Below are 20375 nucleotides of genomic sequence, written 5' to 3'. Positions count from 1 at the left end.
AGGCTCCGGTAATGGTGGCCACGGTAATCCCGGTTGACTTTTCCACATTCTGGCATCTGCCAGTGACCATAGAGCTGGCGGGTCGCCCGCAGGTGCAGGTTTGCGGTCCTCGCGATGCGCTGCGTTATCTCGCTGAGAACATCACCCATCAATATGGTCCCTGCTATAGCCGGGCTAGAAGGCGATGCCACGCTGCCCTCAGGAACCAGATAACGGCGGAGGACATGCGCGCTGATTTCCTCGCCGCTTGCGTCGAGTCTGACATGCGATCGAGATAGCTGTGCCGGCTTACTTACCGTACGCTGCAGATGAAAGACCGGTTCACACAGTCGCCAACCGAGGCGCGTCTCCTGCATATCCGGTTCGCGCCAGCTGTTTTCTTCTCCGAATTGGATAAGCCCTGTCTTTCACCCGGACGACCGGTTTGCGACGGCGCCCAATGACCACGCCACCCGGAAAAACGTCAGGTCGCATCAACAGGAGAGAAACCTCCTCAAACATCGTTGCGACCGCAGATCGCAAACAGACCAGAGAGCTGCAGTACCTGGAGGCCGATGCCGGCTCGGAGGGGCGGGGGGCCTCTAGACATGTGTTGCTTCCGGGACTACCGTCCCCGTGTTGACGGAGAGGGGTTCCGGGACCCGTTTTCCCAGACGGCTTTGCCGCTGTCCGGTGGTGCGCCGAGAGGATTCAATTCTCGCAGAGCTTCGCAAAGCGCCCTGCGGTCGGGCTATTGGCGTTCACGTAAAGAAAAGCTGAGACAGGCGTCCTGGTTTCCTTTCCGCCAGAGGCAGGATTGGCACGGTGGACAACGATATCCTCGCCCCCCGATTGGACGCGTTCGAGGAACCACCGGTCGCCGTTGGAGCACTCACGACGTCGGCGATCGGTTAAGACGAGGCCACCCGTCAAGCGTATTTAAGCTCCGGAGCTGCAAGGTGATAGGGCTCAACGAGACAATCGGAAGGAATGCCCCATTCCTTGTGTAGCCGATGGATCATATCAACGGTCAGGGCGCGCTTCTTGTTCAGCACTTCGGATGCGCGGGAGCGGGATCCGAACAGCGTCGCGAGGTCGCCTTGGCTACGTCCTGTCAGCTCCATGTGAGCCTTGATAAGCTCGACCGGTTCGGGTGCCTCGACGGGGTAATGCTTGTCTTCGTATGCTTCGATCAGATCGGAAAGAACATCGAAGCGCATGCCGTCGGTGCTGAGAGGATCGGGCGGATTGTCGAAATACTGGCTGACCTCCGCAATGGCCCATGCGAGGTCGTCATCGCTTCTGATGGCGCGAATGTTGTCCATTACACTGTCTCCGGGTTGATCTGGTCGTATTCCTTGTGCGTGCCGATGAATTTAATCAGCACTCGCTTGTATGGGTAGGCAACGTGGACGATAAGCCGGTACTTGTTGCCCGAAATGTCGAAAATAATGCGATTGTCGGAAACAAAATCGACTGTCGCGCCAAATATTGCCTTCACGTCGGCCGGACTGGTCCATTCGGCCTTGCTGACGATCGCATGCCACGTTTTCAGAGGTGTTTCGGCCTGAAAGTGAAGCTCCCAAAACTGTTTCAACGTAGACTTGGCGATGATCTGCATGGGGACTACCTATCACATTCCCAAAACGGGAACAAGAGAAAATTCCCAAAACGGGAACAGCCGGGGCCTGTGGTGACGCCGAATCTCCAGTACAACCATGAAATTCATCTAACATTCGATCTTGAGGGTCAATCCGCCCGCAAAGGTGAGCGGCAACGCGCTGCGCCTCGTAAAAATCGGAACGGCCGGTGATGATTTCAAAGCCACCGCCGATGAGTTTTCTATAGATCGTAAAAAACTCCACTTCTGCGCGGGACTTGCTGCCCTCGATGCAGGTTCCGTCATACCCTTCTCCGGTTTTGTCAATGCAGCCGCCGAGTACGAGAGTTTCGAAAATCCGCAATCGGGCTTCCGCAGTCCGGTGCTGCAATTGAACAGCTCGGCTGATCTGAAGGCGCAATTCTCGGTTGGCACGTTTGAAAGGGCGCATCAACGTGCGCCCTTCAATTCGGCCATCTTGGCACCGACTAGCCAAAGGCCTTTGAACTGCGGTTCACAACCCTTGCCGAGGGCAAAGGTTCTTTCAAGGATATAAGTGCGCTTTATCCGGCGTTACGAATGGTGCGATGCCAACACCACTACGTCTTTTGTCAGCCTCGAGAGGATGGCCCGCTCTCATCGTGGCGATTCTTCATGAACGAATGGATCTCATGAAGAGTTTGGTTGATCGTCTGAACGAATGATGTCTGGACGGAGGCGGGATTACCTGTGCGCAAGACCGACAAATAGTTGTTATCGCGGGGCCAAAAAAACGGGGGCGCCAGTTCTGTTCCCTTCAAGAGCGAAGAAGCGGTCCGGCACAGTGCTGCCAATTGCGGTGGAAGCACAACAGCTACTTCGCGCGCCCATTTCGGTCGTTCCCGCCAATAGCCTTGGCTTCAACAAGCGGATGTTGCGAGGCTAAATCGGGTTGTATCCCGAGCGTAGCGCAACAATAAAAAAAGGCATTCAGAGCGTTGCAGCCTCCCAGCTTGGCGCAAAAGGCGGATCAACATAGCGAAGGTCCTTCGGCAGAGCCGCGATAACCGCACGGTCCTCGTCGTCGAGGTGAATATTGAGCGCATCGAGATTGGCTCGCTGGTTCGATGGGCGAGCGGCTTTGGGGATAGCGATGACGTTTTCCTGGTCCAGAAGCCAGGCTATGGCGATCTGCGCGGCGGTGGAGCTGTGCTTTTCACCTATCCTGGCGAGGACAGGATCCTTTGCGGCCAGGCCTTGCGCAAGCGGCGCATAGGCGGTCATCGGAATTCCCTTGCGGCGAAGATAATCCAGCATCGGCGTCTGTGACAGGAACGGATGATATTCGACTTGATGAACGGCGATGGGGGCGCCGATTTCCTCGATCGCATGCCGGATCATGGGCAGGTTGAAGTTGCAGACGCCGATGGCGCGCGCCAACCCTTCCTCCTTCAGCTTGGTGATCGCGTCCAGCGTTACGCTCATGTTGATGTTCGCTGATGGCCAATGCACGAGGAAGAGATCGATATGATCGAGGCGAAGCTTGCTGAGGCTCGTGTCGAAGGACCGTCGCAGGGCGTCGGGGGAGAGCTTGTCGTGCCAGACCTTGGTGGTGACGAAGAGGTCAGCGCGGTTTATGCCGGAGGCCTCAAGCGCCCCGCCGACGGCGGCTTCATTGTCGTACATGGCGGCGGTATCGATGTGGCGAAAGCCGAGGGCAAGTCCGCTTTCGACAACCGGTCGGGCAGCATCGCCAGGCATTCGGAAAGTCCCCAGTCCTAACCGGGGGATCGTTATACCGTGAGTCTCAATCGTTTCCATGATCATTCCTTTCGAGTTGCGAGGGACGCGGCGGCAGAGGCCGAAGCCGTCCGCCGCCCGCTTTCCCGGCGGGCTCAGGTGGTCTCGCTCGCCGCTGCTTGCAGGACCAGCGCTTCGATCACCTGCTCAAGTGACGTCGTGCCCCTGACATGGGTTCCGCCGTCGGCCTTGAAGTCGATCCAGCCTTCGTTGAAACCGTCGAGCATACGCATGCGCGGCTGCGGGTTACGCGTACCCCGGGCACGGAACAGGTCCTCCCAGCTGTCCCGCGGGACGATCTCCACCCGCACCGGATGCCCTAGTGCCGACGCGAAGGCATTGGCGAGATCGTTGGGCGAGACCCGAGCCGGGCCTTCCAGTTCCACCACCCGATTGCCGATCCATTGCTCGCGGATCAGATCTGCGGCAAGCCGGCCGACATCCTGTGTCGCCACCATGGCGAAGGTCTTGTCGGCAGGCTGGAGGAAGCTGTGCAACACACCTTCGTCGCGGGCCGAGGCGACGTCCCAGGTCGCATTTTCCATGAACCAGCCGGGCCGCAGGAAGGTGACGGGAAGATCGAGCTCGCCGAGGGCTTCTTCCAGCATCGTCCGCTGGCTCAACAGATTGTCCACTTCCGCGTCGGCGCCGATGGTGGAGAGGCAGACGACCCTTTCCGGGCGGGCAGCAAGGAGAGCGGTCGTCAGCACCTCATTCAGCTTCGCCGCTTCCGGATAGCCTGGCGCCGGATCAAATTCCGACGGCGGCAGGATGAAGACACCTTTGGCACCCTTGAACGCGGCGGCGAGCTGCGTCGCGGCGTCCATCTCGGCAAAGGCGATCTCGCAACCGCGCTTGCGCCAGATTTCCGCCTTGACGGGATCGCGTAGCACCGCACGGACCGGCTCTCCGGCTTCGATCAGGGCTTTCGCCAGCGCGCCACCGACTTTGCCGGTAATTCCTGTAATCGCATACATGATATGTCTCCTGGTGTTAAGGTCGGGAATGGATCAGGCGAGGCCGTCGTAGAGGCGGCGTTCGAATGTGCCGTAGAGCTTCACGACCTTTTCGTCGTAGAATGGGAGAAGCTGGGTGAAGATGGCGCCGGTCACTTTTTGCACCGGGTCGAGCCAGAAATAGCAGTTCAGCAGGCCAGCCCAGGAAATGCTGCCCGCCGACCGACCGTTCGGACCGGGCAGCGTATTGATGTCGAAGGAATATCCCCACTTGTGGTGCTCACCGGGAAACTGGTCGAAGCTCTGCGAATAGGCGGGTTGGGCCGTCGTCATGGCGCGCACGTCGAGGTCGCCGATCTGGTTTCGCATCATCGACGCGACCGTTTCCGGCTTCAGCACGCGCACGCCCTTGTGGGAGCCGTCGTTCAACAGCATCCGCAGGAAGGTCATGTAGTCGCGTGGCGTGCTGAAGGCGCCGCCGCCGCCCATGAAGAATTCCGGCCGTTGTGGCATTTCGAAGGGGGCGGATGTCAGTCCGCCGTCCGCGTTCCTTTTGTGGAAGGTAGCGACCCTGGCCTTCTGCTTGCTGCCGATCAGGAAGCCTGAATCTGTCATGCCGAGCGGGGCGAAGATGTTCTCGCGGAAATAGACCTCCAACGACTGGTCGCTGACCGCTTCCACCAGCTTTCCGACCCAGTCCATGCTGATGCCGTATTGCCAGCGTTCGCCGGGATCGAATTCGAGCGGTGCCTGGAAAGCACCGTTCTGGCAGGTCGCGATATCAGGCATTCCTGTGACCTGCTCGTAGCGGGTCAGGGCATCGCTCCAGATCGAATAGGTATAGCCGGAGGTGTGGGTGAGCAGGTGACGCACCTTGATGGCACGCTTGGCCGGGCGCAGGCGTGGCTGGCCGTCGCTGTCGAAACCTTCCAACACCATCGGATTGGCGAGTTCAGGCAGATATTTCGCCGCATCGTCTTCGGGATCGATCCTGCCTTGCTCGATGAGTTGCATGCAGGCCGTGGCGGTGAAGGCCTTCGTCATAGACAACAGCCAGAACACCGTGTCGGCGCGCATCGTTGCTCCGGTCGCTGTATTGGCCTTTCCGAAGGTCCCTTCGTAGATCATGCCGTCCGGTCCCACGGCTGTGGCAACGACTCCTGCCACGGTCCCGTCGCGAACGGCCTGCTCCATCGCCCTGTCGATCGGTTTGAAATTTCCGGACCATGCTTGCGGTTTGGCTGCCTGCGCATGAACCGGCGTATTCGCAGCGGCTGTACCGGCTGCCAGCAAAAGGCCGCCGTGCGCCAACAGGCTTCTGCGTGAGATCGCATTCATGGATGAAGTCCTTCTCTGCAAGGCCGGAGACTTACGCGGTTCCGGCATGCCGCTGGCGCCGTCCGGGCGTTGAGGAAGTATCTACGGGATGAATAAAGATGATTCACACGCATTAATATCAAAGATAAGATGATCTCAAATCATCATAACGAGACAGTCGGCGAAGTCCGACCCTGCGACGGAGAGAGGGCATGAGTTTCGACACGCGGTTGCTCACCGGGGTCGGTGTTTTCGGGGCGGTGATGGAAGCGGGCAATTTTGTGCGAGCCGCGGATGTTCTCGGCCTGACGCCATCAGGGGTCAGTCGAGCGATAGCGCGGCTCGAACAACGCGTCGGCGTCAGATTGTTCGACCGCAATCCGCGTGAAGTTAGGCTGACCGAAGAGGGCGCCCGCTTCCATGCCAGGATAATGCCGTTGCTGGCCGGGCTGGAGGAGGCGGCCTCCGAAGCTGCCGGTTCGGCGGCCTTCGTCGGCGGGCGGCTCAGGGTTTCGATCGATCCCTGGTTCGCGCGCATGGTGCTAGCACCGAGGATCGGTGAGTTTCTGGCGCGCTATCCCGCTTTGACGCTCGATCTGACCACCAGCAACTATCGCGAAGAGATGATGAGCGGCGCGGATGTCGCCGTGCGGTTTGGTCCGCCGGATGAATCGTCGCTAATCGCGCGCAAACTGCTGGACGTACCGGTGCTGACCTGTGCCGCCCCGGGCTATCTCGACCGTCGCGGAGTTCCAGCCACGCCCCACGACCTGATGCACCACGATTGCATCCTCTTTCGCGACCCGCAGACCGGGCGACCGTTCACCTGGGAATTCCAGGGTGATAGCGGCGCCATCGATATCAAGGTGGCAGGGCGGTTGATCATGGACGATCCCTCGGCTGCCGTCGCGGCCTGTCTCGCAGGGCAAGGCCTATTCCAGAGCTTTGCCATAGGTCTCGACGAGTGGCTTGAGAGCGGCGCGCTGACGACGATCCTCGCGGAATGGTCCGACGAGCAGTTTCCGCTCTACGCCTATTATCCGTCACGCCACATGCCGCCGGCCAAGGTGCGGGCTTTTCTGGACTTTGTTCAACGAATCGCGGTGACGTAGCGCAGGGGGGGTATTCTTGCCGCCTCGTATGGTTGGAAATCCTGTCATGGGCGACAGTCCGATTCTCAGTGTCCGCAACGCAGCCCGCCTCTACCGCAGCGGGGAGACGGTGGTGCGCGCCCTTGACGGCGTCTCTTTCGATATTCATCCGGGTGATGTCGGCGGCATCCTGGGACCCAGCGGTTCCGGCAAGAGTACACTTCTGCTGATTGCCGGCCTTTTGGAGCCGCCCACGACCGGCGAGATCTATATCTTCAGGCTCAACAATATCGATTTCGTTTTTCAGAAGGCCAATCTCATTCCGTTTCTGAAGGTGGTGGAAACCGTGGCGCTCGAGATCGACGATGTGCCAGCGCGAGCGGCGCGCGAGTATGCTTCGCATTTGCTTGGCAGCGTCGATCTTGCGCACCGCGTTGGCAATCTTCCGGCACGGCTGTCGGGAGGCGAACAGCAACGCGTGGCCGTCGCGCGGGCGCTGGCGAATGATCCTGCCCTTTTTCTTGCCGACGAGCCGACGGCAGCGCTCGACAGCGTACGTGGACGACAAGTGATTTTTCTCTTTCGGCAAATCGCCGATACGAGAAGAGCAGGCGTCGCGATTGTCACCCATGATCCGCGTGTGCAGGATCTCTTCGATAGAACGATCGAACTCAGGGACGGACGGATCGTGATAGAAAATGTCACCGCGCCTGTTGCGAGCGGTTTGACTGATACGACCCGCAGCGGGATAAATTTGCGCTCCTCTACGTAGTTAAGGACGTAAATAACAGAAATCGTTCAGTTTTGATTCTGATTCTAGGGGTCGACGGTTCAGATCGTTTCAAGGCGAGAAAGACGTCAGGTATGATTGCCATCATACAGCCTGCCGCACGGAAGGCATGGCGCCTGCAGTAGCGTCATGTCGCCTCTGCGCCAGTCGAAATCAAGGCAAGCCAAGCCAAGCCAAGCGGTATCCGTCTTGAGCTTTATTTCTTAGTCCGCCTTGACCGGCTGCCAAACCTTTCACTCTTGCAGGCGAACAAATCCTGCGCAATTTAAACTGTAGCCAGCAGCCTTAAAGTATTGGCCTCAAAATGCGTCAGTCCGAGCTAAATGTGGAGCCTTGCCGTCGATTTACGTGGGATCAAAGTTGGGGCTGAAACGAGAATCCGGTTGTCGCGCGGGGCGGTCGTGTAGGTCAGCAAATCGAGAGCATTAGACGCAATCTGATCGAATGGAACGCGGAGCGTCGTGAGCGGGGTCGAGAGGTGGCTGACGATGGGAATGTCATTGTAGCCGACGAGGGAAACATCATCAGGCACGGAAAGCCCCATCTTGTTCAAAGCGGATAGCGCCCCGATGGCTGTATTGTCGTTAACGGCGAAGATTGCCGTCGGCCGGACGCCGAGCGCCATGAGTTTCTCAACCGCTTCAGCACCCGACTGGATGCCGAATGTGGACGGGACGATCAGACCGGTATCGAGGGAAATGGATGCCTCTTCGAGCGCTTGTCGATAGCCTTCGACGCGTCCGGTTGCGCTTGACGCATAGTCCGGACCCGCGATCACGCCGATCCGCTCGTGACCCAGATCAAGCAGGTGCCGCGTCGCGAGATAACCGCCCAGCCGATCATCCCCGACAGCCGATAGACTGTGATGATCGGTTCGAAGCGCAAGCACATAGGGCACACCGCGCTCTTTCAGTTCGTCGGGGAAACTGTCGTCTTTGCGTGCCGTGCAGAGAATAAGCCCGTCAACGCCTCGATTGAGCAGGGATTCTGCCGCCATACGATCCGCCTCTGGATCATCCTCCGTCGTTGCCACGATGGCAAAACGTCCGGTGCGGGCACAGGCTTTAACGATCGCCTCATACAGCATTGCCATGACCGTATCCGTTAAACGCGGAACGATGACACCGATCGTTAGCGTGCTGCCGCGCCGCAGGCTGGCGGCCGAAACATCCCTCACATAGCCCAGTTCCGCGGCGATTTTCCGCACGCGTCTCGCTGTTTCGCTGTCGGACCTGGGTAGCCGCTCGTCCAGAATGCGGGATACGGTCGACTTCGAAACTCCCGCGGCAGCCGCAACGCTGTGAACAGTGACGCGCGGCTGACGCGGGCGCTCTCTTGATTCCATTATCTTTTTTCCATTCCAACTCTGGTGATGGCTGTTCGAACGCCACATTGCACGAAAAATGCCGTTGACTCCAGAGTAATTAAGATCGATAACGGGAACGTTCCCATTAACGATCCCATCTGCTGATCGATTAAGGACAGCAGCTGATAAGGAGGAGAAATCAGATGCAACCCATGGACCTTCGCGGCCTCAGCCCGGCACCCGTCACTGCTTTCACGCGGGATGGCGAGGTCGACTACACAGCCAATGCCAAAATCGCCAAGTGGCTCGCCTCGATGGAAGGCGTAAAGAGCCTTGTCATTCTCGGCCATGCCGGCGAAGGCACGTTCCTGACCGAAGACGAGCGCCTGGAGCTCATCCGCGTCTACGTTGATGCTGTTGGCGGCTCTCTCCCCATCATTGCCGGCATTACCGGCGAGGGCACCCGGGTGGCTGCTGCAGAGGCCAAGAAGTGCAAGGCTGCCGGTGCCACCGGCGCGCTCGTTTATCCAAACCATGGCTGGCTTCGTTTCGGTTTCCAGAAAGGTGCTCCGCAGGACCGCTACAAGGCGATCTGGGAAGAGTCCGGCCTGCAGGAAATCCTGTTCCAGTATCCTGACGTGACCAAGGCGTCCTATGACCTTGACACGCAGCTGGCAATCGCGACCCAGCCCGGCGTCGTTGCGACGAAGAACGGCGTACGCAACATGAAGCGCTGGTATGTGGAAATCCCGGAACTGAAGAAGGCCAATCCGAACCTGCAGGTCCTCAGTTGCCATGACGAGTGGCTGCTGCCGACGATGTTTGACGTCGACGGTCTGCTCGTCGGCTATGGTAACATCGCGCCTGAGCTTCTGATCGGCCTGATCAAGGCTGGCAAGGCACAGGACTATCCGCAAGCGCGCAAGATCTTCGAACAATTGCTGCCGGTAACCCGTGCGGTCTACCACCGCGGCTCACATATGGAAGGCACTGTCGCTCTCAAACTCGGCCTGGTCCACCGCGGGGTCCTTGATCATGCGACGATCCGCGAACCGTTGAAAAACCTCGGCGAAAAGGCGGAACAGGAAATCTTCGCGGCCTTCGATGCCGCGGGCATTGGCCGGGTCGAGCAGTTGCTGGCCGCAGAGTAACCTTTTGCCGCCCCGCGCGATCGCGTTGGGCGGCAAGCCTCATGACCGGGCGTCGAACGCAAAAGCCGGGTGATGCCGATACAATTTTATCTCTGACAGGAAAACAGAAACACCGTAGCAACGACGACGAAGCACATCCGTAGCCGGGAGAGAGATAGGCGGCGGGTCGAGGAGGAAATCATGAATATCATGCAGCCATTACGGGCTGACGCGACGGCTGTTGCCGATCCGCAGGCCGACATCAGCGCCCGTCTGGAGCGCCTTCCTATCACAAGAGAAGTATTCTGGGCCCGCAACATTGTGGGGGCCGCAACCTTCTTCGATGGTTACACGGTGATCGCCATTGCCTATGCGATGCCGGTTCTCGTCCGGGAATGGGGGCTCAGCCCATCCCAGACGGGCATGATCCTGTCGATGGGATACCTTGGGCAACTCATTGGCGCCATCCTGTTCGGCTGGCTCGCGGAAAAGATCGGTCGGCTGAAAGTCCTGCTGTTCACCATTCTGTTGTTTGTCAGCATGGATGTTGCCTGCCTTTTCGCTGCGGGCGCCGGCATGATGATGGCGTTCCCCTTCGTACAGGGGATAGGCACCGGCGGGGAAGTACCTGTCGCCAGTGCATACATTAACGAGTTGATCGGCTCGAAAGGTCGCGGTCGCTTTTTCCTGCTCTATGAAGTCATGTTCCTGCTCGGCCTCGTTGGCGCCGGTCTGATCGGCTACTTCATGGTTCCAGTCTACGGCTGGAAAGCAATGTTCGTCGTGGGTCTGGTGCCCGCGATCCTGATGATTCCGCTGCGGTGGTTTCTGAAAGAATCCCCGCGCTGGCTGGCGGCAACCGGCCGGTATGATGAGGCCAACGCTATAGTAACACGTATGGAAGAAAGCGCTCGAGCCTCCGGGAAGGAGCTTCCCGAGCCACGGATCATCGCAACGCCTGTCAAGCGTACATCCGACTGGAAGGAACTGTTCCAGGGAATCTATCTGAAACGCACCCTGTCGATCTGGGCGATGTGGTTCTGCGCCTACATGGTGGCGAACGGAACGATTACCTGGCTGCCGACGCTCTATCGCCAGACCTTCAATCTGCCGCTCGAGACAAGCATTCTGTATGGCTTCATGACATCCGCGGCAGGCGTGGTCGCTGCCGTCATTTGCGCACTGCTGATCGATAAGGTCGGTCGCAAGCGTTGGTATGCGGGTGCCCTGCTTCTGGCTCCTGTACCGCTCGTAATTCTGGCTTGGCTTGGTGCGACTTCGCCCATGCAGGTGCTGATTCTGGCAGGTCTTGCCTATGCCATAGTCCAGACCGTGACGTTCTCGCTGTATCTCTATTCGGCAGAGATCTACCCGACCCGTATGCGCGCAATTGGCACGGGCGCCGGCAGCGCTTGGTTGCGTCTCGGTTCCTCCGCCGGCCCGATGCTTGTGGGCGTCGTAATGTCATCCTTCGGGATACAATATGTGTTTGCGATCTTCGCCGTGATCTTGGTTGTCGGCGCGATCGTCACGATGCTGTTTGCAGTTGAAACCAGGGGTAAAGTTCTCGAAGAGCTGTCGCCGTAAATCTTCGGAGATCTGATTGAACGTAGTTGACCGCCCTTTGGCCTGGAGGGCGGTTACAACCTATCACCGCAATGTGGCGCTGTACCATATGCTTCGCGCGGCCTGAAAAGCTGCCGGACCCGATTGGACAGCACCATTTGATGTGCATCAGGATGTGGTCGCTCGCCTTAATCAATTCCAGATCAGCTGGTCGCCCATCGGGATTGAAGGATCTGTCGGCGTGCGTGGCGCGTTTCGCCATCCGCTGCACTTCTTTTCATCATGTGTTCCGAATGGTGTCCTCTGTCCTGGGGCCAAGGACAGAAAAGCACGCCAAGCATCTGTTGCCAAAGCCTTGACGCAAACACGCGGGTTTATCCAGTCTGCAGTAGTCTGGCCGCGTCACGAAAGAGATTCAAAAACAGAGTCTTACTGAACGTTGCAATCTCGGTCTGGCAGTGGGCGGGTTAGCCGCTCACTACGCGCTTGCGCGCGACCTGAGGTGCTTTTTTATGTCGCATGGAATGCTCATTTGCCTCCAGATAATGTACAGGCCATCAGGAGCTATTTAGGAATTCAGGCCGGGTGGCAGCAAACGACGCCATCCAGCGGCATAGTGTCTACCGAGATGGAACGGTTTGGGTCAGCTGCCGCGCCGGGAAGCGATCATGATGAACTCATTGAGTTGGCACTGCGGCAACTCCAGCGAGAAGCTGATGATGACGCCCGGGAATTTTAGCGAGCGCTAATCTCTAATAACGGTTCTTAGGTAAATATCTTTTCACGAGCTCGAACAGCCGATCGACGACGCGATCTGCCGAGCTAGCAGCCCTTTGCGAATTCGCGAGCAGCTTGGATGAACGAGGTGAAGGCAGCCGGCGGGTTTTTTCTGCCCGGATAATACAGCGCCAGCGGTGCCAACGCGGGCGTCCAGTCCTCCAGAACCCGGATCAGCCGCCCGGCTGCAATATCTTCACGCACGTCCGCCTCCATAACGTATCCCAGACCTACGCCGTTCTGCGCCGCGATCCTGACCAAACTCGACTCATCAAGGGTGATCGAGCCCTGCACATCGATTTGGACGGCTTTCCCATCCCTCTCGAATTTCCATCGGAACAGCGCGTTATTTGGAAGACGGGCGCGGATGCATCGAAACCGGTAGAGGTCGGCCGGAACAGCAGGCCTTCCATGCGTTTGCAGGAATTCCGGCGATGCCACGACCGCATTGCTGCGCGTCAAGCCCAGAGGCACGGCGATCATATCGGCCGGGACGAGATCGGCTGGCCTGAGGCCGAGGTCGAAGCCGGCCGCGACGATATCGACGATCCGTCCCTCGGTGACCAGGTCGATATGGACCTGGGGATAGCGCTGCATGAACGAAAGGATGAGCGGCTCCATCACCTCGCGGGCTGCCGTGGCAAAGGCGTTGATGCGTAGCGTGCCGGTCGGGACCTCCTGAAGGGATTGAGCGGCCAGCATGGCATCGTGGATGTCCGTTACCGCCGGACCGACCCGTTCGACGAAGGTCTTTCCCGCATCGGTGAGCGAGACGCTCCGTGTCGTCCGGTTGAACAGGCGGATGCCGAGACGCTGTTCGAGCTTGGCGATGGCATTGCTCAAGGCCGTTGTGGAAATGCCGAGATCGAGCGCGGCCGCCCGGAACGATCCGAGGCGGGCGATACTAAGAACGGCATCAAGGTCAGCAAGAACGGATCTGGTCATGGTGTCACGTCATTGTCCCTCTTTTCGCAATGCCACATCCTTGTTTGTCCGGATTATCCTGTCAATGATGATGATCTACCTTTCACTCAGTCGATCTCAGACGGAGGTCGAACGGTCGCCAATGAGGCCGCGGGAAGGAATGGAGAAGCGAATGACGATCAAACTACCGAAGGCCATCGAAGCCTATTTCGAGGCAGACCGGACAGGCAGTCCGGATACGATTGCTGCCACCTTCACCGAGAACGGCATCGTGAAGGACAAGGGCAAGACGCACCGCGGACGCGACGCCATCCGTGAATGGATGGCTGATGAGGCCCAGCAGTACAGCTACAGGGTTGAGCCTTTTCTGATCACGGCCGAGAACGGCAAGACCCAGGTCACTGCGCACACTGCGGGCGACTTCCCGGGTAGCCCGATTGACTTGCGTTTTATCTTCGCCCTTGCGGGCGACAAGGTTGCTGAACTGGAGATCACCGTATGAGCGCGTTTCTTAATTTGGAGGGCCGTCGTACTCTCGTCACTGGCGGCACCTCGGGTGCTGGCGCAGCAACAGTGACACTGTTCAAGGAGTTTGGCGCACGCGTGCTTGCGACCGCTCGCAAGAAGCCGGCAGACTTCTCCGGCGCGGCGTTCGTCGAAGCCGACCTGACCACCGTGGATGGTGTGCAGACAGTCGTCGACGCTGTTCACCGGGAGTTTGGCGGGCTCGATATCCTCGTGAACGTGCTAGGCGGCTCTTCGGCACCTTCCGGCGGCTTTGCGGCATTGACCGAAGAGGAATGGGAGAAGGAATTCAACCTCAACTTCTTCCCGGCTGTCCGACTAGATCGTGCTCTCATCCCCGGCATGATCGCGCAGGGAAGTGGGGTCGTCATTCATGTGACGTCGATCCAGCGGGTTCTTCCGCTGCACCAGGCGACTACCGGCTATGCATCAGCCAAGGGCGCGCTCAACACCTACAGCAAGAGCCTTTCCAAGGAGGTTTCTCCCAAGGGCGTGCGGGTGGTGAGGGTTTCTCCCGGCTGGATCGCGGATTCGGGCTCCAACGGTCTCGCACTACGGATCGCGGAGGAAGCCGGCATCAGCTATGACGACGCTGTGCAGATGATCATGAACTCGCTGGGCGGCATACCGCTCGGACGACCCGCCAGGCCTGGGGAGGTCGCTGACCTGATCGCCTTCCTGGCCTCGGACCGGGCGTCGTCGATTACGGGAACCGAGCATGTGATCGACGGCGGCACTGTCCCGACCGCGTAAGGGGACGCAGTGTTCTGGACGGTGGTCTCGCTGAAGTAGACCATTGCGGATCAGGCGGGTGGTTTCCACCCGCCGATCTGCGAATAGATCGCGTCGCGCAGATACCGAACGTCTTGGTTCAAGGCAGCGAGTTGCGGGGGCGTTTGGGTCGAGGCTGCAAGCAAAGTGTCGCTGAGGCATCCCGCCTTGTGCTGTAAGGTGCGACCCTGGTCTGTCAATGCCACCAGAACCTGACGTTCGTTGCTCAGATTGCGGGTCCGGCGCACAAGCCCGGCGGCTTCGAGACGCTTCAAAAGAGGCGTCAAGGTGCTGGAGTCCAGAGCAAGCTGGTCGGCGATCGACACGACCGTCTGATCGTCTTGCGCCCAAAGGACGTTCAAGACGAGATATTGCGGGTATGTCAACCCAAGCTCGTCCAGGAGCGGCTTGTAGGCGCGCTGGATTGCAATGCCCGCTGTGTAAATAGCGTAGCACAGCTGGTCGCGCAGGGGCGGGGGATCATTGTGGCGTTGGGACATTTCGAACTCCTATGAGGACCTTTATAAATTAACTTATCGCAAAAACCAATATCGCGATAAGAAAAATGTTGACGAGCTCCGGCAAATATGAAAGCTTAATGTTATCGCGATAATTGTTATTGCGAAAATAAAAGGAGCACGCCATGACAAGCAAAATAGCCATTACCGCACTCGCAGCTGCAGCCTCCCTGTCCGCCGCCTTGCAGGCAATCGCCGCTGACGCGCTGCCACAGGACCAAACCGTCAGAAACGTCGTTCTGGTTCATGGTGCATTTGCTGACGGGTCCGGCTGGAAGGGTGTTTACGACAACCTGACGCAGCGCGGCTATCGCGTTACCATCGTGCAAAACCCCCTGACGTCGCTTGCAGACGATGTTGCCACCACGAGACGCGCGCTTGAGCGGCACGTTGGTCCTGTCATCCTCGTCGGACATTCCTGGGGCGGAACCGTAATCACGGAAGCCGGCATCGATCCCAAGGTTGCGGGCCTCGTCTATGTCTCGGCACTTTCTCCCGATGCTGGCGAGACGACCGCTCAGCAATACGAGGGATTTGCGCCCGCGTCCGAGTTCGTTATCGAGATCACGAAGGATGGTTTCGGCTATGTCAGCCCGGAAAAGTTCAAGGCTGGCTTTGCGCACGACGTCAGTGATGCGGATGTGGCATTCATGCGGGATGCCCAAGTTCCGATCAACATGTCGGCGTTCGGTACGAAGCTCGAACATGCAGCCTGGCGCACCAAGCCCAGTTGGGCTGTCATCGCAACCGAAGACAAGGCTTTCGACCAGGCCATGTTGATCCATATGGCTGAGCGGATCAACGCCAGGATCACCAAGGTGTCGGCAAGCCATGCCCTGTTTATGACGCAGCCGGCGGTCATTGCCGATACCATCGATCAGGCAGCAAAGGCCGTCTCTGCCAAAACGAAATGAGCCAATAAGGAGCCTTGGCAGGAAACATTCGGTCCTGCCAAGGTGTTTTACGGGCTGGACCCGAGGCCCTTTGAAGCTGCTTACCGAAGTGCCCAGGCTGCCTTGCAGCGGGTCGAGAGCGGCCGTTCCAAGCGCCAAGGCAAGGTTCGAGCGCTACGAACAGCTGAGCGCCAACAATGCAGCAAGAACTAGACACTGCCCGAACGCAGTTGAGCGAGCCTATGAAGGCCGGTACGAAGTCGAAGGCACGCGTATCGAGTACTGGGACGACACCGGCTTTACCGCCGACGGCGACTTCGTTGATGCCAACACTTTGCATCATGGGGGCATGATCTTGCGTCGCAAGCCAGCGGCATCGTGACCCACCGGGTAAGCCTCCCGAACGCGACAGTGCAGAGGGGCAGATGCCATTCATCGCTGCCCCTTCCTTATCGTGACTTGTCCACCTCGCGCAGGAGGTCGATGAAGGCTCGTAGTGGTGACGGAACGTGCCGGCTGCGCGGGTAATAGAGCGCCAGCCCCGGTGTGGGCGGGCACCAATCATCAAGTACGGTCACCAATTGACCGGACGCCAGAAACGGCTGTGCGAAATAGTCGGGCACATAGGCGATACCGCGCCCATCTACCGCCGCCTGCACGAGAAGATCATTGTCATCGAGGGTGAGATTGCCTGGGACGTCTATCGCCACTTCGGCGCCGCGTTTTGAGAACTCCCAGCGATAGCGCTTCCCGCTCGGCAGACGCTGGCGGATGCAGCGGTGCGCTAAAAGGTCGTCGGGCGTATGCGGTCTTGCTCTGCCCTCGAGGTAGGATGGCGCTGCCACGGCGATGAAACGCACGTCGCCGCCGAACTTCACCGCGACCATGTCTTTCGGAACAGCTTCCAGCAGGCGGATGCCGGCATCGAAGCCCTGCTCCACGATATCGATGAGCCGACCTTCCGAAACCAGATCAAGCTCGACGTCGGGATAGAGATCAAGAAATCGCGGAACGACATGGGTGAGCAGGATGCGCGCGCCGCTCTTGTTCGCATTGATCCGCAGCGAGCCGCTTGGGGTACCGCGTTCCTCTGATATGGTATCGAGTGCTTGATCGAGATCCTGCAGAACCGGGTCCAGTCGTGCGAGCAGGCGAGCGCCAGCCTGGGTCAGCGATACGCTACGCGTGGTCCTGTTGAAGAGCCGTATTCCCACCTTTCCCTCGAGTCCGATGATCGCGTGGCTAAGGGCGGAGCGCGAGACGCCCATGATGTCGGCAGCTTTGCGGAAGCTCTGGTGATTGGCCACCGCGGCAAAGGCGGCAAGATCGTTCAGGCTAGGGCGTGACATTCGTGATTTATCCTCACCACCTTATCTCAAATTGAAGATCTTATATCACCAATGCTGTTGATTTACATTCAGAGATGAACAGATCAGGAGTTTCTATGCTAAAAACATGGTTGATTACCGGTGCCTCTTCGGGGCTCGGTCTCGAGATGACACAACAGCTGCTCGATAAGGGACACAGGGTGGTCGCCACTGCCCGTCGTGTGGGTACGCTGACGAAACTTGCGCAGGAATACGGCGGCCGTCTCGATATCGTTGAGCTCGATCTGGTCGAGCCGCGAAGCATTGACTCCGCCGTTAAAGGATCATTCCAACGGCAAGACCGGATAGACGTGATCGTTAGCAACGCCGGCTACGGCCTGTTCGGTGCTGCGGAAGAGCTCACGAATGAGGAGATAGACCGGCAGATCGCCACAAACCTTGTCGGCTCCATCCATTTGATCCGGGCAGCATTGCCTCATCTTCGAAGGCAAGGCGGCGGGCGGATCGTCCAGGTTTCGTCCGAGGGTGGGCAGATCGCCTATCCGGGCTTCAGCCTCTATCACGCGACCAAGTGGGGCATCGAAGGCTTTGTCGAGGCCGTGGCACAGGAGGTGGCGCCTTTCGGCGTCGACTTCATCATCGCCGAGCCCGGGCCGACGGGCACGAATTTCGGAGCCAATCTCGTCCTTGCGGAAACCATGGATGTTTACGATGACACCCCCGCCGGCGCCGTTCGCCGGGCGATCACTGACGGCAGCTTCGAGATCAAGGGCGATGCGGCACGAACGGTGGCCGCAATCATATCAGCCGCCGAGAGCGAGAAGCCGCCGCTGCGACTGGCGCTGGGCAGCACTGCCTATTCGTCTATCTCGCAGGCGCTTTCCACGCGTCTGTCCGCTCTTGAGGCGCAGCGTGAAGTGGCAGATTCCGCCGACAGGCAGGATCTGTGAACAGCAGCGGTCCGGAAACACGGACCTCGAGAACAGGAAAGAAGATAACATGTCCATTCGACCAGCTATATTGGTTCTCGCCATCAGCGTCTCGTCTTCTGCTTTTGCGCAGACAGCCGCTAACCAGGTCGCAGGCACCTGGCGGATGATGTCGGCAACCATCGATCCTGGCGGCAAAAACATCGCTGCCTATGGAGAAAAGCCCAACGGTCTTCTCGTCTTCACCTCCGACATGCACTTCGTGGAGGTTCTGACCGACGCCGACGTCCCGCGGTTTGCCTCCAATGCTCGCGGTGAGGGAACGGATGATGAAAACCGCATGGCTATGTCACGCAGTATCGGATTTTTCGGAACATACACCGTTGATGAGAAGGGCGAATTCAGCGGAAACCGTGTCGAAGGGGCGACATTTCCGAACTGGGTCGGCAGTGTACGAACACGTGATGATCTAAGGATGGTCGTGGAGGGCGACCGTATGACCGAACAATTTCGCAGGCCGGAAGGCACTGAAGTCAGGATCGAATGGCAGCGTGTCAAATGAGGCACAGAAGGGCGGTCTTCTGTATTAGGGCTCAACCTTACGAGCGTTCGCCCATCGACTACGATCAAAAGCGAAGTTGAGTTGTCCGGAGGAGAGAGCCATGCTTTTCAATCGCCGTTACATGTTCAGGGCAGGAGCCGCAACCGCGCTGGCGTTTCAGCGCCTCAAATCATGACACGCGCCGCCTTCGGGTCCGTCCCGCCGCAATCGGATATAACCAACACGGGATTTTAACGCTTCGTGCCTGGAGGGTTCGGGGTGACGTCATCCTTGACGGCATGCCGACCACATCAAAGGACCGATGTAAGGCGATCGTCCGGCGTTCAGCGAGGCGCAATATGTCCTCGGCCAAGCAGAATGGGACTTCTGGGCTTCAACTGACTTTGCGGGAACGCCAGCCACCATGTATGCGACGGCCATTCGGAGAACGATCCTTCCACTCAGAGCAAAGTTGGCCTTCATCGGTGCGGATACATCGATAGCGCCAAGTATCACAAGCATGACCGCCGCCTGACCCACATCGCGGATATGGCATCTCTATTTGAATCGGCAGGCCGTAGCCTGTGCGGGATTCACCGACTGGATCCGCGACAATGGCAAGACATCGAAGCCTCGCGCAAAGAGTTCGATGCGGCCGAACAATGCCGAATTTGGAGGAAGCTTCGATCTGCTTCTACGAAAGCTTCTGGCCAAGTCACCGCGGTTCGAGGACGTCCTTCGCGCTCCAGTCGTAGCTTCTCATGTAATCGAGGAACGCACGCATGGCCGCGCTCGGAAGGCGGCGGCTGGGGTAATATAGGAACCAGTGTGGCAGGGTGGGGCTCCAGTCGGAGAGTAGCTCTACCAGTCGGCCATCCTGAAGGTATGGTCTGGCGTAGTCATCGAAGACATGTGCAATACCTCTGCCGGCCAGGGCAGCCTGTAGTTCATTGTGCGCTGAACTGACCGTCAGGCGGCCCGTTGGGGTGACTTCGATCTCCTCGTCGCCTTCGGCAAATCGCCAGGTGACAAGCGTGCCTCCGGGGAAGCGACGCTTGACACAGTCATGATGGACAAGTTCATGCGGCGTCTCTGGTTCTCCGCACCTGTTGATATATTCAGGCGAAGCGACGATTGCATAACGGAGCGCGGGGCCAAGCGGGAGAGCGATCATGTCCTGCGCCAGTTGTTTGCCGAACCTGACGCCGGCATCGAAACCCTGTTCCACGATGTCGATGACGGCTGCATCGCTGATGATTTCGATCTTCACCTCGCGGTATACCTCCATAAAATCGAAAGCCAGTGGGCAGAGGAAGTGATCGACTGCCGGCGCCGGCGCGTTGACCCTGAGGGTCCCTGACGGGCTATCGCGCAATTCATCGACCTCTGCGATAGCGAGCCTGATGTCGCTCAAAGCAGGCGCGAGACGCTCCAGAAGACGCTGTCCTGCCTCCGTCGGAGACACGCTCCTTGTCGTTCGATTAAGAAGCCGGATGCCCAGAGCCTCCTCCAGAGCATTCATTGTTTGGCTTAAGGCCGATGAAGAGATGCCCCGCTCGAGTGCTGCCGCGCGGAAGCCGCCACAGCGCACGATGGCAACAAACACGTCGAAACTGTCTAGCCGAATGGGATCCATTGCGAAGTTTTTCTAATCA

22 protein-coding genes and 1 pseudogene are annotated in these 20375 nt (G+C 58.7%); 13 read left to right on the top strand and 10 right to left on the bottom strand.

Features of this window, described 5'->3' with window-relative positions:
- Positions 1-11 precede the first annotated feature (11 nt).
- Positions 12-278: a DUF982 domain-containing protein gene (locus MRBLRC7O_RS23655; protein WP_060726611.1), complete on the top strand. Its 267-nt coding sequence runs from the start codon at positions 12-14 to the stop codon at positions 276-278.
- Between the two features lie 630 nt (positions 279-908).
- Here the strand turns inward: MRBLRC7O_RS23655 and MRBLRC7O_RS23650 are convergent.
- Positions 909-1304 carry a helix-turn-helix domain-containing protein gene (locus MRBLRC7O_RS23650; protein ID WP_060726612.1) on the bottom strand — a complete coding sequence of 132 codons (396 nt, stop codon included), beginning with the start codon at positions 1302-1304 and terminating at the stop codon, positions 909-911.
- Positions 1304-1600, bottom strand: coding sequence for a type II toxin-antitoxin system HigB family toxin (locus MRBLRC7O_RS23645; protein ID WP_060726613.1), 297 nt, complete (start codon positions 1598-1600; stop codon positions 1304-1306). Before MRBLRC7O_RS23645 ends, MRBLRC7O_RS23650 begins: the two co-directional genes overlap by 1 nt.
- Before the next feature lie 145 nt (positions 1601-1745).
- Here MRBLRC7O_RS23645 and MRBLRC7O_RS23640 point away from each other — a divergent pair, with 145 nt between their 5' ends.
- Both MRBLRC7O_RS23640 and MRBLRC7O_RS23635 read left to right on the top strand, forming a co-directional pair.
- Entirely contained in the window at positions 1746-2135 is a 390-nt protein-coding gene (locus MRBLRC7O_RS23640; protein WP_162706260.1) for a hypothetical protein, read from the top strand.
- Positions 2099-2283, top strand: a pseudogene (locus tag MRBLRC7O_RS23635) (type II toxin-antitoxin system RelE/ParE family toxin); the annotation flags it as partial. The gene MRBLRC7O_RS23640 and the pseudogene MRBLRC7O_RS23635, both read left to right, overlap by 37 nt.
- Positions 2284-2548: 265 nt before the next feature.
- Here MRBLRC7O_RS23635 and MRBLRC7O_RS23630 read toward each other — a convergent pair.
- From MRBLRC7O_RS23630 to MRBLRC7O_RS23620, 3 genes are all read right to left on the bottom strand, one after another.
- Positions 2549-3379 carry an aldo/keto reductase gene (locus MRBLRC7O_RS23630; RefSeq protein ID WP_111797051.1) on the bottom strand — a complete coding sequence of 277 codons (831 nt, stop codon included), beginning with the start codon at positions 3377-3379 and terminating at the stop codon, positions 2549-2551.
- 74 nt (positions 3380-3453) lie between these two features.
- Positions 3454-4335: an NmrA family NAD(P)-binding protein gene (locus tag MRBLRC7O_RS23625; protein WP_080865179.1), complete on the bottom strand. Its 882-nt coding sequence runs from the start codon at positions 4333-4335 to the stop codon at positions 3454-3456.
- Positions 4336-4368: 33 nt separating this feature from the next.
- Complete coding sequence (locus MRBLRC7O_RS23620) at positions 4369-5652, bottom strand: serine hydrolase domain-containing protein (RefSeq protein ID WP_060726616.1); 1284 nt, start codon at positions 5650-5652, stop codon at positions 4369-4371.
- 191 nt (positions 5653-5843) lie between these two features.
- Here MRBLRC7O_RS23620 and MRBLRC7O_RS23615 point away from each other — a divergent pair, with 191 nt between their 5' ends.
- The gene (locus tag MRBLRC7O_RS23615) at positions 5844-6743 is read left to right on the top strand and encodes a LysR family transcriptional regulator (RefSeq protein WP_060726617.1); all 900 of its coding nucleotides are present in this window, start codon (positions 5844-5846) and stop codon (positions 6741-6743) included.
- Positions 6744-6789: 46 nt separating this feature from the next.
- The gene (locus MRBLRC7O_RS23610) at positions 6790-7494 is read left to right on the top strand and encodes an ABC transporter ATP-binding protein (protein ID WP_077998842.1); all 705 of its coding nucleotides are present in this window, start codon (positions 6790-6792) and stop codon (positions 7492-7494) included.
- Positions 7495-7831: 337 nt separating this feature from the next.
- On the opposite strand, the gene MRBLRC7O_RS23605 is transcribed toward MRBLRC7O_RS23610, so the two are convergent.
- Positions 7832-8857: a LacI family DNA-binding transcriptional regulator gene (locus MRBLRC7O_RS23605; protein ID WP_111796996.1), complete on the bottom strand. Its 1026-nt coding sequence runs from the start codon at positions 8855-8857 to the stop codon at positions 7832-7834.
- 164 nt (positions 8858-9021) lie between these two features.
- Between MRBLRC7O_RS23605 and MRBLRC7O_RS23600 the strand changes: the two genes are divergently transcribed.
- Together MRBLRC7O_RS23600 and MRBLRC7O_RS23595 are read left to right on the top strand one after the other, a co-directional pair.
- Positions 9022-9969: a dihydrodipicolinate synthase family protein gene (locus tag MRBLRC7O_RS23600; RefSeq protein ID WP_162691073.1), complete on the top strand. Its 948-nt coding sequence runs from the start codon at positions 9022-9024 to the stop codon at positions 9967-9969.
- A 180-nt stretch (positions 9970-10149) separates the two neighbouring features.
- Positions 10150-11535, top strand: coding sequence for an MFS transporter (locus MRBLRC7O_RS23595; RefSeq protein WP_367727720.1), 1386 nt, complete (start codon positions 10150-10152; stop codon positions 11533-11535).
- An 801-nt stretch (positions 11536-12336) separates the two neighbouring features.
- Here MRBLRC7O_RS23595 and MRBLRC7O_RS23590 read toward each other — a convergent pair.
- A complete protein-coding gene (locus MRBLRC7O_RS23590; protein WP_111796995.1) occupies positions 12337-13236 on the bottom strand; it encodes a LysR family transcriptional regulator in 900 nt (299 codons plus the stop codon).
- Between the two features lie 151 nt (positions 13237-13387).
- Here MRBLRC7O_RS23590 and MRBLRC7O_RS23585 point away from each other — a divergent pair, with 151 nt between their 5' ends.
- Both MRBLRC7O_RS23585 and MRBLRC7O_RS23580 read left to right on the top strand, forming a co-directional pair.
- Positions 13388-13717: a nuclear transport factor 2 family protein gene (locus tag MRBLRC7O_RS23585; RefSeq protein WP_060726630.1), complete on the top strand. Its 330-nt coding sequence runs from the start codon at positions 13388-13390 to the stop codon at positions 13715-13717.
- A complete protein-coding gene (locus tag MRBLRC7O_RS23580; protein ID WP_060726631.1) occupies positions 13714-14493 on the top strand; it encodes an SDR family oxidoreductase in 780 nt (259 codons plus the stop codon). The genes MRBLRC7O_RS23585 and MRBLRC7O_RS23580 overlap by 4 nt, the downstream gene beginning before the upstream one ends.
- A 50-nt stretch (positions 14494-14543) precedes the next feature.
- Here MRBLRC7O_RS23580 and MRBLRC7O_RS23575 read toward each other — a convergent pair whose 3' ends face one another.
- Positions 14544-15011 (bottom strand): MarR family winged helix-turn-helix transcriptional regulator, encoded by a 468-nt coding sequence (locus MRBLRC7O_RS23575; protein ID WP_060726632.1) that lies wholly within the window; start codon positions 15009-15011, stop codon positions 14544-14546.
- Between the two features lie 143 nt (positions 15012-15154).
- On the opposite strand from MRBLRC7O_RS23575, the gene MRBLRC7O_RS23570 reads away from it, so the two are divergent.
- Positions 15155-15943, top strand: a complete 789-nt coding sequence (locus MRBLRC7O_RS23570) for an alpha/beta fold hydrolase (protein WP_111796994.1) — start codon at positions 15155-15157, stop codon at positions 15941-15943.
- Positions 15944-16013: 70 nt separating this feature from the next.
- Positions 16014-16304: an Atu4866 domain-containing protein gene (locus MRBLRC7O_RS23565; RefSeq protein ID WP_236731821.1), complete on the top strand. Its 291-nt coding sequence runs from the start codon at positions 16014-16016 to the stop codon at positions 16302-16304.
- Between the two features lie 67 nt (positions 16305-16371).
- Here MRBLRC7O_RS23565 and MRBLRC7O_RS23560 read toward each other — a convergent pair whose 3' ends face one another.
- Positions 16372-17271, bottom strand: coding sequence for a LysR family transcriptional regulator (locus MRBLRC7O_RS23560; protein WP_060726634.1), 900 nt, complete (start codon positions 17269-17271; stop codon positions 16372-16374).
- Positions 17272-17366: 95 nt separating this feature from the next.
- On the opposite strand from MRBLRC7O_RS23560, the gene MRBLRC7O_RS23555 reads away from it, so the two are divergent.
- Positions 17367-18200 carry an SDR family oxidoreductase gene (locus MRBLRC7O_RS23555; RefSeq protein ID WP_060726635.1) on the top strand — a complete coding sequence of 278 codons (834 nt, stop codon included), beginning with the start codon at positions 17367-17369 and terminating at the stop codon, positions 18198-18200.
- 49 nt (positions 18201-18249) lie between these two features.
- On the top strand, positions 18250-18741 hold the full coding sequence (locus MRBLRC7O_RS23550) for a lipocalin-like domain-containing protein (RefSeq protein WP_060726636.1): 492 nt from the start codon (positions 18250-18252) through the stop codon (positions 18739-18741).
- 694 nt (positions 18742-19435) lie between these two features.
- Here the strand turns inward: MRBLRC7O_RS23550 and MRBLRC7O_RS23545 are convergent.
- Complete coding sequence (locus MRBLRC7O_RS23545; protein WP_060726637.1) at positions 19436-20356, bottom strand: LysR family transcriptional regulator; 921 nt, start codon at positions 20354-20356, stop codon at positions 19436-19438.
- Positions 20357-20375: the final 19 nt, after the last annotated feature.

The sequence above is a fragment of the Agrobacterium radiobacter genome (assembly GCF_040801995.1).
Taxonomy (GTDB): Bacteria; Pseudomonadota; Alphaproteobacteria; order Rhizobiales; family Rhizobiaceae; genus Agrobacterium; species Agrobacterium radiobacter.
This window is presented reverse-complemented; position numbering and strand designations above follow the sequence as displayed.

Coding starts and splice junctions, on each gene's coding strand:
- MRBLRC7O_RS23655 (WP_060726611.1), top strand. CDS start 12: ATGGTGGCCACGGTAATCCCGGTTGACTTTTCCACATTCTGGCATCTG.
- MRBLRC7O_RS23650 (WP_060726612.1), bottom strand. CDS start 1,304: ATGGACAACATTCGCGCCATCAGAAGCGATGACGACCTCGCATGGGCC.
- MRBLRC7O_RS23645 (WP_060726613.1), bottom strand. CDS start 1,600: ATGCAGATCATCGCCAAGTCTACGTTGAAACAGTTTTGGGAGCTTCAC.
- MRBLRC7O_RS23630 (WP_111797051.1), bottom strand. CDS start 3,379: ATGGAAACGATTGAGACTCACGGTATAACGATCCCCCGGTTAGGACTG.
- MRBLRC7O_RS23625 (WP_080865179.1), bottom strand. CDS start 4,335: ATGTATGCGATTACAGGAATTACCGGCAAAGTCGGTGGCGCGCTGGCG.
- MRBLRC7O_RS23620 (WP_060726616.1), bottom strand. CDS start 5,652: ATGAATGCGATCTCACGCAGAAGCCTGTTGGCGCACGGCGGCCTTTTG.
- MRBLRC7O_RS23615 (WP_060726617.1), top strand. CDS start 5,844: ATGAGTTTCGACACGCGGTTGCTCACCGGGGTCGGTGTTTTCGGGGCG.
- MRBLRC7O_RS23610 (WP_077998842.1), top strand. CDS start 6,790: ATGGGCGACAGTCCGATTCTCAGTGTCCGCAACGCAGCCCGCCTCTAC.
- MRBLRC7O_RS23605 (WP_111796996.1), bottom strand. CDS start 8,857: ATGGAATCAAGAGAGCGCCCGCGTCAGCCGCGCGTCACTGTTCACAGC.
- MRBLRC7O_RS23600 (WP_162691073.1), top strand. CDS start 9,022: ATGCAACCCATGGACCTTCGCGGCCTCAGCCCGGCACCCGTCACTGCT.
- MRBLRC7O_RS23595 (WP_367727720.1), top strand. CDS start 10,150: ATGAATATCATGCAGCCATTACGGGCTGACGCGACGGCTGTTGCCGAT.
- MRBLRC7O_RS23590 (WP_111796995.1), bottom strand. CDS start 13,236: ATGACCAGATCCGTTCTTGCTGACCTTGATGCCGTTCTTAGTATCGCC.
- MRBLRC7O_RS23585 (WP_060726630.1), top strand. CDS start 13,388: ATGACGATCAAACTACCGAAGGCCATCGAAGCCTATTTCGAGGCAGAC.
- MRBLRC7O_RS23580 (WP_060726631.1), top strand. CDS start 13,714: ATGAGCGCGTTTCTTAATTTGGAGGGCCGTCGTACTCTCGTCACTGGC.
- MRBLRC7O_RS23575 (WP_060726632.1), bottom strand. CDS start 15,011: ATGTCCCAACGCCACAATGATCCCCCGCCCCTGCGCGACCAGCTGTGC.
- MRBLRC7O_RS23570 (WP_111796994.1), top strand. CDS start 15,155: ATGACAAGCAAAATAGCCATTACCGCACTCGCAGCTGCAGCCTCCCTG.
- MRBLRC7O_RS23560 (WP_060726634.1), bottom strand. CDS start 17,271: ATGTCACGCCCTAGCCTGAACGATCTTGCCGCCTTTGCCGCGGTGGCC.
- MRBLRC7O_RS23555 (WP_060726635.1), top strand. CDS start 17,367: ATGCTAAAAACATGGTTGATTACCGGTGCCTCTTCGGGGCTCGGTCTC.
- MRBLRC7O_RS23550 (WP_060726636.1), top strand. CDS start 18,250: ATGTCCATTCGACCAGCTATATTGGTTCTCGCCATCAGCGTCTCGTCT.
- MRBLRC7O_RS23545 (WP_060726637.1), bottom strand. CDS start 20,356: ATGGATCCCATTCGGCTAGACAGTTTCGACGTGTTTGTTGCCATCGTG.